Raw genomic sequence first — 12,403 nt, forward strand, 5'->3', positions numbered from 1 at the left:
TGAACAGAATCCTTATCTTGTGAAATCAATCGTCATTCAACAGGAGTAGGCTTCCCTACCCCTGTCAGTCGGGGATTGAGGTGACCGGAGGATGATCCTTCGATGGCGGAGGCGGCAGCGGCGCCAATTTTTCGAAGCCTCGCTGTCCATCGGGCCCAATCACACCAGGTCCGGGACCGAGATGCGGAGCGTCCACGTTGTCCTCGGCGCAGGAATACTCTTTGACCTCGTCCTCGGGCTTACCCAGCAGCCACGTCCGCTGATAATGGATCGGAGCCGTGTAGAACTTCGGATCGGTCACTGTCATCTCAACATGCAGGTGCCCGGCGTCGGGACGAGTCCACCGCTCCACCACATGCTGCTGGTCGCTGTGCGGATCCGCATTCTCATCCGCCCATGTGCGCTGATCCTTGAAGCCGATCGAGTCGATCACAAAGGTGTCGCCGTCCCACGAGCCAATCTCTTCGCCGAAGAAAGAGGGATCGGGATCATCGGAATGCTTACGGCCATCGAAAGGAACGAGGCGGTAGGTGGTGTACCAGTAAAGAAATACGGTGTGATCCTGCCCCTGAAGCAGCTGGAAAGGCAGGCCGCTGGCGTTGTGCCGGGGCAGGCCGCCCACGATGCACAGGGCCTCCGGATCTACTGTGTGTTCCACGTTGTACTTGTGCGCAGCCTCACCCGCTGGAGTAAAGGGCAGCTTGTAACCGGGATAATCTTTGCCGAGATTGCCGACAGGCTTGTCTGTCGGCGCATGAGAGGGCACCCAGTATCCGGAAAGGTCCGGGTGAGAGCCGGATCGCGGTGCAGGCCCTTTGGGCAAGTCTGCCTCGCTGCGGGAGAAAGGACTGTTTGCACGACCGCTGGAGTCAGACGCTTTCTCCGTCGCCTGGGTGCTGGAAGCGGGCGCCTGCGCGCTAGCCGACTGCGCAAACAGCGCCAGTGCGAGACATGCGATGCCTGTAAGAGAGGAACGGGAGGACGGACTCAAACAAAGATCCTTTCTATCTGAAACAGCTATCCGTGATTCGTTCGGCGATTCGATCAGCATTCCGGCCGATGCGGTATCGAGACACAGGCGCATGCAGAGATGCATGCCTAAGCCATGATGGTTAACAAGTGAATGGAGTGATTGCCAGTATTTGTGACGAGGCGCCACAACGGCGCTCAGGCGCAGACGGCCGAGCGACAACAATGCCGGGAGCTTGGGGTTCCTGCATGTCTTGGCATGGCACCGAACTTAACCTGAAGGCCGGGCCTGAGTCAAGCAGCAAGTCTTGACTTATTCCTTTGCATTGCCTAGAGTGCGTCTATGCTTATGGCTTCCCGGACATACTGTTGTTGCAGCGACGCCTCTCATCCATGCGAGTCAGCGAACTGCGCGCAGAACCGGGACATGACGGGTCATCTCCTCATCTGAGGAATCGTCTCTCTTCCGGCCTCATGCAGGTTCAGGGCTCGCTTCTCAAGAAGCGGGCCTTTCGTTTTCCGAGCGGTATTCAAATTTGTCTGAAAGGTATCTCCACACATGAAAGCAAGATTGCTCGCCGCTTCGCTTGTGGTCACGGCTTCAGCGTGGCTGGCCGTCCCATCAGCCTTCGCACACCATTCTTTTGCCGCAGAGTTCGATGGCTCCAAACCGACGCGCCTGGTTGGAAAGATCACCCGTGTGGAGTGGACCAATCCGCATTCTTACTTTTACGTGGACGTTGCGGATGCTCAAGGCAAAGTCACCAACTGGGGCTGCGAGGGCGCAGGCCCGGGAGCACTGAGCCGGCGCGGATGGAAGAAGGGCGATCTCAAGATCGGCGACACCGTGGTTGTTGACGGCTATCGCGCCAAGGACGGCTCTCACCTCATCGATGCCCGGCGCGTGACACTGCCCGATGGGCGCAGTGTTTATGGAGGAAGCCCTGGCGATGGTGGCCCTGGCGATAACGGCACAGATCAGGGCAATCTGCCCGGCACCACCAAGAAGAGTTAATCAATCACCGCGGATGGCGTCGCGAGGCGCCATCCGGAAAGCCATGGATGATCGTTCCTCTCCTGCAGCACCTTTGCCAGTTGCTCTATGACTCGTCGTTCGGGACTGCGATCCGTGAGTCGGACTACGCCTTCTCCATCATTGAATCTGTGCACGTGCTGTCCATCACACTGCTCGTCGGCTCGATCTCTGTGCTTGACCTGCGCATGCTTGGCGCGGTGCTTCGCGAAGTGCCTGTAACGAAACTGGCGCGCTCGGTCTTTCCTCTCACCTGGAGTGGATTTGCGATCAGCGTTGTCAGCGGATTCCTGCTCTTTTGGGCCGAAGCGGCCAAGAACTACACTAACCCGGCCTTTCGCATCAAGGTGATCCTGCTGCTGCTTGTCGGACTCAATCCTCTGATCTTCCATAGCTCCATTTATCGTCGCGTCTCCGAATGGGAGTTTCAGCATCGCTCGCCATGGCGCGCCCGCACGGCTGCGCTTGTTTCCCTGCTCCTGTGGAGCGGCATCATCATCGCTGGCCGTGCGATCGCGTACTTTTAGCGCAGAAAGGATTGCTCGTGCATCCGCAGGACTACTTTTACTTTCTTGCCCACTCAGCGCTGGGACGTTACATGCAGACCAGCCAATGGGCATTCGCCATTGTGGAGATGGTGCACCTGCTGGCCCTCGCAGCTCTTGGAGGCTCGGTCCTGCTCACCGACCTTCGCCTGATGGGCTTCATCCTCAAGGATCAGTCCGCAGAGATGGTCGGCCGCCAACTGGGGCGGATTCTGCTCATCAGCCTCACGGTAATGATTCTGTCCGGAATAGGACTGCTCTCCGAAGAAGCGATGAAGTGCTATTTCAGCCCGGCATTTCGCTGGAAGATGGCACTCCTCGTGGCATCCGTGATCTTTTACTTCACCGCGCATCGCTGGGCGGTGCGGCGCGCACGCATCCGTGTGACTCGTTTCTCGGAACGCGTTGCGGCGCTGATATCCATGAGCCTTTGGCTAGGGGTCGGCATCGCAGGACGCGTGATCGGTCTGCTGTGAATCGATTCCGCCGCCCGAGTCCGCATAGGAAGTAATAGTTTCCGCCTATCCAACTGTCTGGGCTTTCGATTCACAGCAGATTTTCCCCACCTTTCAGGCTCAACCCCAAACAAGCGAGTGCCAGGAGTAAAGCCTAACGGCGATCTGCTCCACCCGAAATAGCCAGAGGTCCGTCTGTCCGCGGCAGTGGTCAGGCTGTCACGTTTTGCCGGGCTGTCCGATCATAGTGTGCAGATGGACGCACTGACCGCCAACACGTTTACCGAGCACCGCCAGTATCTTTTCGCACTGGCTTACCGCATGACCGGCTCCGCCGCCGATGCCGAAGATCTCGTGCAGGAGACCTGGCTCCGCTGGCAGCGCGCCGGGCAGGAGGAGATCCGCGTTCCGCGCGCTTTCCTCACTACTGTCATCACGCGCCTGGCCATCCAACACCTCGAATCCGCGCGCGTGCGCCGGGAAGAATACGTCGGCCCGTGGCTTCCTGAGCCGATGGTCACCGCAGAGCAGCGCGACTCAGCCGAACTCTCCGAGTCGCTCACCATGGCCTTTCTCGTGCTGCTTGAAAGCCTCAGCCCTGTCGAGCGCGCCGTCTTTCTTCTGCACGAGATCTTCGATTATTCACATGCCGAGACGGCCCTGCTCGTGGGCAAGACCGAGACGGCATGCCGCCAGCTTCTCAGCCGCGCGAAACGCGCTCTCCGGGATCGGAAGTCCGAGCGGCGCCCGAAATACGAGGCGCGCCCCGCCGCGGCAAAGCAGCTTTCTGACGCCCTCTCCCATGCCATGCAGGGCGGCGATCTCGCCTCTCTCATGACCTTGCTCGACGAACAGGTTATCGTCTACTCCGACGGAGGCGGCCTGCGCCGCGCCGCCATCAATCCTATCCGCGGCCCCGAGCGCGCGGCGCGCTTCCTCATCGGTGTCGCCCGTAAAACCAGCGACGGCCTCAATCGCTATGCCACTGAGATCAACGCCCAGTGCGGCTTGCTCGGCTTCCGCAAAGGAGAGGTGGAAAGCGCGCTCGTCATCGACACCGCGGAGGGCCGCGTTCGGGCCGTCTACATCGTCGTCAACCCGGAAAAACTGCGCCATTTACCCGAAGAAAGGAACTTCCATGATCCCCGCATCCCGTCTTGATTACGCCAAGGCTTCACCCGAAGCCGTCCAGGCGATGTATGGCCTTGAGCGCGTCATCCGCAACAGCGGCCTCGACACCACGCTCCTCGAACTCGTCAAAACCCGCGCCTCTCAGCTGAACGGCTGCGCCTTCTGTATCGACATGCACACCAAGGACGCCCGCGCTCACGGTGAAACCGAGCAGCGCCTCTACGGCCTGAGCGCCTGGCGCGAAACGCCCTTCTACACCGAACAGGAGCGTGCCGCACTCGCCTGGACCGAGACCCTTACCAACATCCAGCAGGGCCATGCCCCGGACGCAGCCTTCGAAGAGGTGAAGCAGCATTTCAACGAGAAGGACCTCACCAACCTGACTATCGCCATCACCACCATCAACGCATGGAACCGCATTGCCATAGGCTTCCGCATGGAGCCAGGCTCCTACCAGCCTTCATCCGCTCACTAAGTGGCAGTCACCAAAAAATCTTCGGAGCCCCTCACGGGGCTTCCTCTTGTTAAGGATTTATATGGATTGAAAGCTTGTGGTCGTCGTGCGCTCCCGGCGTTATCTTCATTTGTTCTTCCGATCCCGGCCTTATTCTGCGTCCACCGCGCAGCGAAAGCCAAGTGCGCCGGAGCGGTCGTAGCTCGGCGCCATCATCAGCAGCTTGCCGTGCGTGTCGTTTCGGTAGGCTTGTGGAAAATACCAGATCGAGCCCTGCGGCTGATAGTAGCTCCCGCCGCGCAGGATGCCGCCGCGGGTGTGCTCGTCCACATATTCATCCGTCCATTGCCACACGTTGCCTACCAGATCCATCACGCCAGAGGGGCTTGCGCCTTTAGGATGCGCATCGACACTGTCCGGGCCTCGCATCGTGCGTCCCGGATCCGCTGCGGGCACCGCATCTGCTTCCCAATGATTCCCCCACGGATAAACACGGCCATCCGTTCCTTGCGCCGCATACTGCCACTCCCACTCGTGTGGAAGCCGCTTACCCGCCCAGTTCGCATAGGCGCGTGCATCTTCGATCGAAACCCATGTCACCGGCTTGTTATCCCAACCCTGCGGATAACTGCCGTCCTTCCAGTCCTTCAGAAAATTCAGATCGTCCTTCGGATGGTAGTGCGTTGCGTCGAGGAACTTCTTAAACTGCGTGTTCGTTACAGGGTATTTGTCGATGTAGAACGGCTTGATCGTCATGCGCTCTTCGTGAAAGCGCCGTGCGGAATTCTCCCAGGGATACTGCACATCCACACCGATGTCGTCCGAGCCCTCGACTTCAATTCCCTTCACGCGAAACACATATTCGCCCCCATCGATCTTCACCATGCCTTCCGGAGTGCTCCCGGCGCGTTTGGTCGATGCTATTTCGACCATCTGTTGCGGTACGGCTTTCCATTCGTGCGAGTAAGACGAGAGCGGCTGCGTGGTTATCGCCTTCATCTTCTCCATCAGTTTTCCTGTCGCCGCATCAGGCTCATCGGCCGTTGCCAGCACCATGCCAAAGCCGTGCGCCTCGATCGGGAACGATAGCACTGTCTCATTGCCCTCATGCACGGCTTTCAATTCCGCGCCATGATAAAGATCGAAGTAGCGCATGCCTTGTTCGTATGGCACACTCATCTGCCGTCCGCTCACGTCGTATTCGTTGCGGTTCACGATCGTCCAGATTGTTTTGTTTTCGAGTGGCCAACGGCTGGCAAAGATGCCGTAGACGTGCGTCGGGTAGAAGGGCTCCCAGCCGGTGCTTGCAAAGAACGGCGCCACCGCTCGCTCCATCGTGGCCACTCGCCGCGTCGCTTCGCCATCGCGCGGCGTTATTCCATTCCAGATACCCCACACATTCTCCCAGCTCTCCCAGCCTTCGCCGTTGAAGAATGCATATTGCAGATCGTCGGTCTTATCGCGATTCCAGCGTCCCTGGATATTGACCTGATGCCTCGGCTCAATCCAGCGATATTGGTCGACTGTCGGCGCAAACTGGAACTTGTACTGGCCCCAGGTGAGCACATTCCACGCCAGCGCCTCATCGGAAGGTCCGTTCTCCGGCTCGAATGCAAGCGGGTGTCCGGCTTTGTCTGCGGCCAGCGAAAAGGCCAGCGGCACACCATCCTGCGTATCTCCATTTACGCCGTCCGCATCGATTTCTTTCATGAACTCGGCCGTTGCCTCGGGCCAGGGTTTTCCCGGATCGCGCGTGCCCTGATCCCACATCATCATCGGGAAGAGCACCTTGACCCCGCGCCGATGAAAGTCTTCGACCATCTGCCGTACGCCGGCCACACCGCCCGGCATCGAACGCACCATGTCCTGCTGGTTTCGGTCATCGATCCCCATGTTCGGATATGTCGCCCAGATCAACACGGCATCGATACCGCCGTAGCGCTTTTCAAGGTCATCGAGATAACGATCGACTGTGTATCTTCCGGCGACAGGATCGTAGAAATAGCGGTCATGCACCATCATCTGCGGCTGGATGAAGGCTGACTGCGCCCACTTGAGCTCGGGCATGGCATAACGCGAGCCATCGTACCCCACGCGAATCTTGCGCTCTTCGCGCCATGAGGTCACAGACTTCAGCCATTCCTGATGCGTGCTCTCGCTGCACGGCGCATCGCCACCTTCCCAGGGCATGTGCATGGTCAGGCACGCCGGTGGCGGAATCTGTTGTTCACGCGGCATGTAGCGGAAGTCCTGCGCCTGCGCAACTCCCGCGAGCAGCAACGCAGCCCCGAAGGCCGCAGCTGCGCGCATTCTCAACTGGATACTGGTCATGCTCACTCCCCTATCTCCGGCCCTCAAAGACGTTATTCTCTGCGCGAGCTACCTGAATTCGAACGCCGCCCGCAACCCTTCGCTACGCGCTGCCCAGCAACTGCTCAACCTCCGCGATCGACGGCATCGAGGGCTGTGCGCCGGCACGCGTCACCGAAATAGCGGCAGCGGCGGCAGCGAAGCGTGCGCTGTTTTCAGCGCTGCGATTCATCATGAGTGCGGCAGCAAAGGCGCCGTTGAAGGCGTCGCCTGCCGCCGTGGTGTCGACCGCATTCACTTTGAAAGACGGCACCTCTTCCGCCACTCCGTTCTGCGTTGCCAGATAGACACCGCGCGATCCGAGTTTCAGCAGCACGCCCCTTGCGCCCTTCTCCATAAGCACGCGCGCAGCCGCCGAAGGTTCGCCCGCACCCGCGCCATTGAGAAAAAATGCCGCCTCGGTTTCGTTGGGTGTAAACCACTCCACCAGGCTGAACAGCTCCTGCGGCAGGTCCCTTGCAGGAGCCGGGTCGAGCACCAACGGTACGTTCTCTCTGGCGCAGAGCTGCGCCAGATGCAACACCGTCTCAATTGGAATCTCAAGCTGCGTTAGCACCACACCCGCGGAGCGAATCAGTGCGGTGTTCGCATCGATATCGTTCGGCGAGACATGCGCATTCGCGCCTGGGGTGATCACGATCGAATTCTCGCCTGTCTCGGCTACTACGATCACCGCTACACCCGACGTGCCAGCCGATGTCGCCACGGCGGAGATATCCACGCCTGCGCCTGTCAGATGGTCTCGCAACTCGCGACCGAAGGCGTCATCTCCCGTTCTACCCACCAGCGCCACCGGGTAGCCGAGCCGGGCGACGGCGACGGCCTGGTTCGCGCCCTTACCTCCGGGATGAATCTGAAAATCCGATCCCTCCACGGTCTCGCCTTCCACCGGAATACGAGATGTATTGGCTACCAGGTCGATATTGATACTGCCCACCACCACGACTGGCTTTTGCCCAGTCCCCATAGCTTCTCCTTCTACTTCTCTAATGCCCAACGATTGGAGCCAGCGCAATCGCGCCCAGCCCGCACAGGAAGAAAACAAACATCCATAACAAAAACTGCCTTGAACGCGCAGGCGCAGCGGTGAACTCCCGCCAGATGAAGACGCCCCACGCTGCGGAAACCATGGTGGCTCCCTGCCCGATGGAATAAGAAACCGCAGGTCCAACGATATGCGCGCGCGATGCGACGAAGTTCAACACCGCGCCTGTGCACCAAATGACGCCACCGAGCACGCCCCACAGATGCCACGAGCCCCTGGCCTGCCATAGCCCCTGCAATGCGACGGGCGCGCTGCCATCAAGCGGCTTGCGCATGAGCAGATAATTGAATGGGATGGCACAGAGCACGACGCCGATCGAAAAGAAGAACGTAACGGCATAGGGTCCGGGCGCATCGATACCGCTCATCCCCTTCGACACAATCGGATAGAACGTGCCCATCAGCAGGCCGGCAACGAGGCTGATCACCACACCGCGTGTACTCAAGGCACGTTGCGCCGTCTCGCGCAGGCGATAGGCAACTGCATCAAAGAGAATCGCGACCGTCACCAGAGCAATGCCGCCGAACAGCAGGAGAGGATTCCCGGCCGGAGAAAGGATGTAACTGCTGATAGCGCCGACGATCAGCGCCAGGCCGATCCCGACGGGAAATGCGACTGCCAGGCCCGCGATGTCGATCGCTGCCACCAGCAACAGATTGGCGACGTTGAAGACAGCGCCCCCGGCGATCGCATAAAAGATGTGAGGAGCTGTCGCGTGCGCAATGTCTAAGAAGAACGGCCGTCCTGAAGTCCCCATGCTTCCCAGCGTCACGCCCCACAGGAGCGAGCCCACCAGAAGGCCGATGACGTAGTCCCAGTAGAAGAGCTGGAAGCGATATCCCTGGCAGAGCTTGAGCGTGTTCGCCCAGGATCCCCAGCAGAGCATGGTGATGACGATGAACGCGAGAGCAACGGAGTAGGTCTGCGGCTGGAACAAGCTTCACCTCATGGTTTTTCGTGTGCGGCCATCTCGTTCCGCCATCTTCATCCCGCCGCGCAGATCGGTCTACTCCTGCATTTCCGGCTACACATCTCCACCAACCTGAAAGCTTTCAAATCAGCGCTGTCGAAGCATAGGGATGCTCCCCGCACGCTGTCAAGGAATAGTTTCTCTTTTCCTTCCGGAGCATACCTGGCTCTGCTTGCAGCACGCTGCAGACCTGCGGCGCGCATGTGATATGTCTTTGATACAGACCTCTGCAGGATCGCGGCTTCTGTGCGCTCCCGCCTGGCGTCTGTCGTACTTCCACAGGAGCGCGCAAAGCATGGCCAACATGAAGGAGATTGCGAAGATCGCCGGCGTCTCGCTCGGCACCGTCTCCCATGTCCTCAATGGCTCCGCCGCAGTACGAGAACCGCTCCGCAAGCGGGTGATGGAAGCGGTTGACGCTCTGGGATATCAACCGAGCCAGCTTGCACGCGGACTGCGCCGCGACAAGACCAACATGATCGGGATGATCATCCCCGATGTCACCAACCCCTTTTTCCCTGCCGTGGTGCGAGGTGCCGAGGATGTCGCCTTCGAGCACGGATATCGCCTTGTGCTCTGCAACACCGATAACGATCACTCGAAGGAGATCGCCCATCTCAACGAGCTGCGCACCTATCTGCCTTCAGGCTTGATCGTGATTCCTTCGAATTTCAGCGACCTCACGACACAGGCCGAATCCTATCGCCGCTCCGGCGCGGCTGTGGTTTGCGTCGATCGCCTACCCAAGGATTGGAACGGCGACACCGTGACAGCTGACAATGAGCACGGCGCCTACGACGCAACCAACTATCTCCTGCGCCAGGGCCATCGCCACCTAGCCATTATCACCGGCCCTCGTCACCTGACGAATGCGCAGCAACGCTTAAAGGGATTCAAGCGGGCGCTCCATGAGAAGAAGATTTCGATTGGGCCTGAATATATTCAGGAGACCAGCTTCGACCAGCAGGGCGGCCATGCAAAGACACTCTTACTGCTTCGCATGATTCCACGGCCTACGGCGATCTTCGCCGGCAACGACATGATTGCTTTCGGTGCGATCCTGGCCTTTCGGGAGGCCGGTCTGCGTTGCCCGGAAGACATTTCCCTGATTGGGTTCGACAATCTCGACATGGCCGAAATGTGCAGCCCATCCTTGTCTTCGGTCTCGCAGCCCGGGTATCAGATGGGCAACGCTGCAGCCCGCATCCTGATCGACCGTGTGCGCGGCGATGCAGGGCCGGCAAAGCACGTTGTGATCGAGACCGCTCTCAAGATTCGTGAATCTGTCGCGCCACCTCCTGCTGGCTCATCCAACGGTCGCCGCCCGGCACGTTAGCCCATTCTCCCGCACAGCTGTTCCCCTATCTATTTGCAAATCACCGGGGGAATAGCGCCTTCCATCAATTTCTCAAAATCCAGTTGACAAGAATCGCGGGCCGACACTACGCTTCTCGCCGAATTTATTGAAAGCTTTCAAAGCGGACCGGAAGTTATCGGCTCGATGGAAAAGCTTACCTGCACTTTTACCGGGAGAGAGGCATTTTATGCCGAAGACTTACACGCCACGCTTGAGGTCTGTACTCCTTTGCCTTGCCGTCGCGATACTCGCGATGGCAAGACCTTCCTTCGCTCAATACAGCAGCGGAATCGAGGGCACAGTCGTCGACTCTACGGGGGCCGTGATCGCCTCTGCGACGGTCAAGCTCACAAACCAGGACACCCAGGTCACGCAGACCGCGACCTCGAATCCACAGGGCTTTGTTCAGATTCTGCACCTGCCGCCCGGCCGCTACACTCTTTCCGTCACGGTCTCAGGCTTCACCACCTGGGAGCAGCGCGATATCGACATCGAAGGCACGGATATTCGCACCGTCTATCCAAAGCTCACCGTCGGCGCAACGCAATCCACTGTTGAGGTGACGGCCACATCCTCCTCCGTTGAGACGACCAGCGGCACCATCAGCCGCACACTCGAGCAGCAGACCGTGAACAATGCTCCGCTCGTTGGCGAGAATCTCTATGCCAGCGTCGCCACGCTCGCACCCGGCGTCACCGGGCTTGGTGGATCCTTCGGCGGCGCGAGCAGCTCCGGCTCACAGGGAACAAACAGCTTCAATGCGGAGCCGGGCTTCCAAATTATCGCCGCCGGACAGCGCCAGGAAGACAACGAATACCAAGTGGATGGAACCAGCGTGAATGGCAACTCGCGCGACGGCATCACCAATCTCACACCGGAGCCGGACAGTGTCGCGCAGATGAAGGTAAGCACTGATGTGTTCTCCGCAGACAAAGGCCGCCAGAGCGGAGCGCTCATCGAAGTCTTCACCAAGCCGGGCACGAACAAGTTTCACGGCACGCTTTCGGAGTTCTACACGGGATCGGCGCTCACTGCGCGCACGGAGTTTCAGAATGTGGTGCCGCGTTATCTGCGCAACGACTTCGGAGGTTCCGTCGGCGGTCCCATCATCAAGGACCACACTTTCTTCTTCGGCTCGCTCTTCTGGAGCAAAAGCAACCAGGGCGTGACGTTGACGCAGACAATGGAAACATCGGACTTCGTGAACTTCGTTACGTCCAACTTCCCCAACTCACTTGCCTCTGCGTTCTTCAAGGGAGCTCCCTCCGGCGGCACACCGACCAGTGGATTTCAGACGGTGGCACAGATCGAACAGTCGCTCGAAAGCCCCTATCCCATCCCGGCCAACGTTCCTGGCGACCTTGTAGCGATCGGCAATGTGTCTATCAACCAGTCGCCCATCAACAATGGGTTTCAAGGGCACGCGCGCATCGATCACAACTTCAACGCCGGTAACGACAAGCTCTTCTACAGCCTCTTTCGCAACACGACTCAGGGCGGGGTTGCGAATCCTCGCCCGAACGACGCCTATGTGAGCCCGAATGCAACGTGGTACCACAAGATCGACTACGTGCATGCCTTCTCGCCACGCCTGCTCAATGAGGCAAGCATGTCGTATGTGCGTGCTGATGGAGATCAGCCCGCGGCTCCGGACGATCTGCCTTCGCTGCCGAATGCTTATCCGGGCGGCCTCGGCGGCGGCTTCTCTTCGTGGGGACCATCAGGCTGGGTGCACAACAACTGGAACTGGCATGATGTGCTCACGTATGTGCAGGGCGCTCACACCATTCACGTCGGCATCGATGTCGACCGCCAGCAGGACCTCGATAACTTCACGGCTGGCCTCGACAGGCCTACCTTTTATTTTGCCAACATCGTCGATTTCGCCACCGATCGTCCTGACTACCAGAGCGGCCCTATTGTGGATGTGCAGAAAGGCGGGACCGCGCAGAGCCTCTACTCCCGCGTGCTGATGCTGCAGACCGCTCCGTACGTGCAGGATGACTGGAAGGTGAACAAGAAGCTGACAGTGAATGTGGGCCTGCGATACGACTACTTCGGCCATCTCGGCACA

General features: G+C 59.3%; 11 protein-coding genes. 7 read left to right on the forward strand and 4 right to left on the reverse strand.

The genetic code is table 11. The features are described 5' to 3' along the window. Nucleotides 1-64 precede the first annotated feature (64 nt). A complete protein-coding gene (locus tag QM649_RS19270; protein WP_415200707.1) occupies nucleotides 65-766 on the reverse strand; it encodes a hypothetical protein in 702 nt (233 codons plus the stop codon). A 762-nt stretch (nucleotides 767-1,528) separates the two neighbouring features. Between QM649_RS19270 and QM649_RS19275 the strand changes: the two genes are divergently transcribed. The 5 genes from QM649_RS19275 (at nucleotide 1,529) to QM649_RS19295 (ending at nucleotide 4,608) form a co-directional block, all read left to right on the forward strand. Further along, complete coding sequence (locus tag QM649_RS19275; protein WP_415200708.1) at nucleotides 1,529-1,984, forward strand: DUF6152 family protein; 456 nt, start codon at nucleotides 1,529-1,531, stop codon at nucleotides 1,982-1,984. 47 nt (nucleotides 1,985-2,031) lie between these two features. After that, on the forward strand, nucleotides 2,032-2,529 hold the full coding sequence (locus QM649_RS19280) for a DUF6644 family protein (RefSeq protein WP_415200709.1): 498 nt from the start codon (nucleotides 2,032-2,034) through the stop codon (nucleotides 2,527-2,529). Between the two features lie 17 nt (nucleotides 2,530-2,546). Beyond that, nucleotides 2,547-3,023: a DUF6644 family protein gene (locus tag QM649_RS19285; RefSeq protein ID WP_415200710.1), complete on the forward strand. Its 477-nt coding sequence runs from the start codon at nucleotides 2,547-2,549 to the stop codon at nucleotides 3,021-3,023. A 234-nt stretch (nucleotides 3,024-3,257) separates the two neighbouring features. Further along, nucleotides 3,258-4,163: an RNA polymerase sigma factor SigJ gene (gene sigJ, locus QM649_RS19290; RefSeq protein ID WP_415200711.1), complete on the forward strand. Its 906-nt coding sequence runs from the start codon at nucleotides 3,258-3,260 to the stop codon at nucleotides 4,161-4,163. Further along, nucleotides 4,141-4,608 (forward strand): carboxymuconolactone decarboxylase family protein, encoded by a 468-nt coding sequence (locus QM649_RS19295; protein ID WP_415200712.1) that lies wholly within the window; start codon nucleotides 4,141-4,143, stop codon nucleotides 4,606-4,608. The genes sigJ and QM649_RS19295 overlap by 23 nt, the downstream gene beginning before the upstream one ends. A gap of 129 nt (nucleotides 4,609-4,737) precedes the next feature. Here QM649_RS19295 and QM649_RS19300 read toward each other — a convergent pair whose 3' ends face one another. The 3 genes from QM649_RS19300 to QM649_RS19310 all read right to left on the reverse strand — a co-directional run bounded on the left by QM649_RS19300 (nucleotide 4,738) and on the right by QM649_RS19310 (nucleotide 8,939). Then, a complete protein-coding gene (locus tag QM649_RS19300) occupies nucleotides 4,738-6,918 on the reverse strand; it encodes a formylglycine-generating enzyme family protein (RefSeq protein WP_415200713.1) in 2,181 nt (726 codons plus the stop codon). An 82-nt stretch (nucleotides 6,919-7,000) separates the two neighbouring features. Beyond that, a complete protein-coding gene (gene rbsK / locus QM649_RS19305; protein ID WP_415200714.1) occupies nucleotides 7,001-7,924 on the reverse strand; it encodes a ribokinase in 924 nt (307 codons plus the stop codon). A 19-nt stretch (nucleotides 7,925-7,943) separates the two neighbouring features. After that, nucleotides 7,944-8,939, reverse strand: a complete 996-nt coding sequence (locus QM649_RS19310; protein ID WP_415200715.1) for a GRP family sugar transporter — start codon at nucleotides 8,937-8,939, stop codon at nucleotides 7,944-7,946. 328 nt (nucleotides 8,940-9,267) lie between these two features. Here QM649_RS19310 and QM649_RS19315 point away from each other — a divergent pair, with 328 nt between their 5' ends. Together QM649_RS19315 and QM649_RS19320 are read left to right on the forward strand one after the other, a co-directional pair. Beyond that, the gene (locus tag QM649_RS19315) at nucleotides 9,268-10,308 is read left to right on the forward strand and encodes a LacI family DNA-binding transcriptional regulator (protein WP_415200716.1); all 1,041 of its coding nucleotides are present in this window, start codon (nucleotides 9,268-9,270) and stop codon (nucleotides 10,306-10,308) included. A 274-nt stretch (nucleotides 10,309-10,582) separates the two neighbouring features. Further along, a partial coding sequence (locus QM649_RS19320) for a carboxypeptidase regulatory-like domain-containing protein (RefSeq protein ID WP_415200717.1) occupies nucleotides 10,583-12,403 on the forward strand: 1,821 nt, incomplete at its 3' end.

This window comes from Silvibacterium sp. (assembly GCF_047605705.1).
Classification (GTDB): domain Bacteria; phylum Acidobacteriota; class Terriglobia; order Terriglobales; family Acidobacteriaceae; genus Silvibacterium.

Coding starts and splice junctions, on each gene's coding strand:
- QM649_RS19275 (WP_415200708.1), top strand. CDS start 1,529: ATGAAAGCAAGATTGCTCGCCGCTTCGCTTGTGGTCACGGCTTCAGCG.
- QM649_RS19280 (WP_415200709.1), top strand. CDS start 2,032: ATGATCGTTCCTCTCCTGCAGCACCTTTGCCAGTTGCTCTATGACTCG.
- sigJ (WP_415200711.1), top strand. CDS start 3,258: ATGGACGCACTGACCGCCAACACGTTTACCGAGCACCGCCAGTATCTT.
- QM649_RS19295 (WP_415200712.1), top strand. CDS start 4,141: ATGATCCCCGCATCCCGTCTTGATTACGCCAAGGCTTCACCCGAAGCC.
- QM649_RS19300 (WP_415200713.1), bottom strand. CDS start 6,918: ATGACCAGTATCCAGTTGAGAATGCGCGCAGCTGCGGCCTTCGGGGCT.
- rbsK (WP_415200714.1), bottom strand. CDS start 7,924: ATGGGGACTGGGCAAAAGCCAGTCGTGGTGGTGGGCAGTATCAATATC.
- QM649_RS19315 (WP_415200716.1), top strand. CDS start 9,268: ATGGCCAACATGAAGGAGATTGCGAAGATCGCCGGCGTCTCGCTCGGC.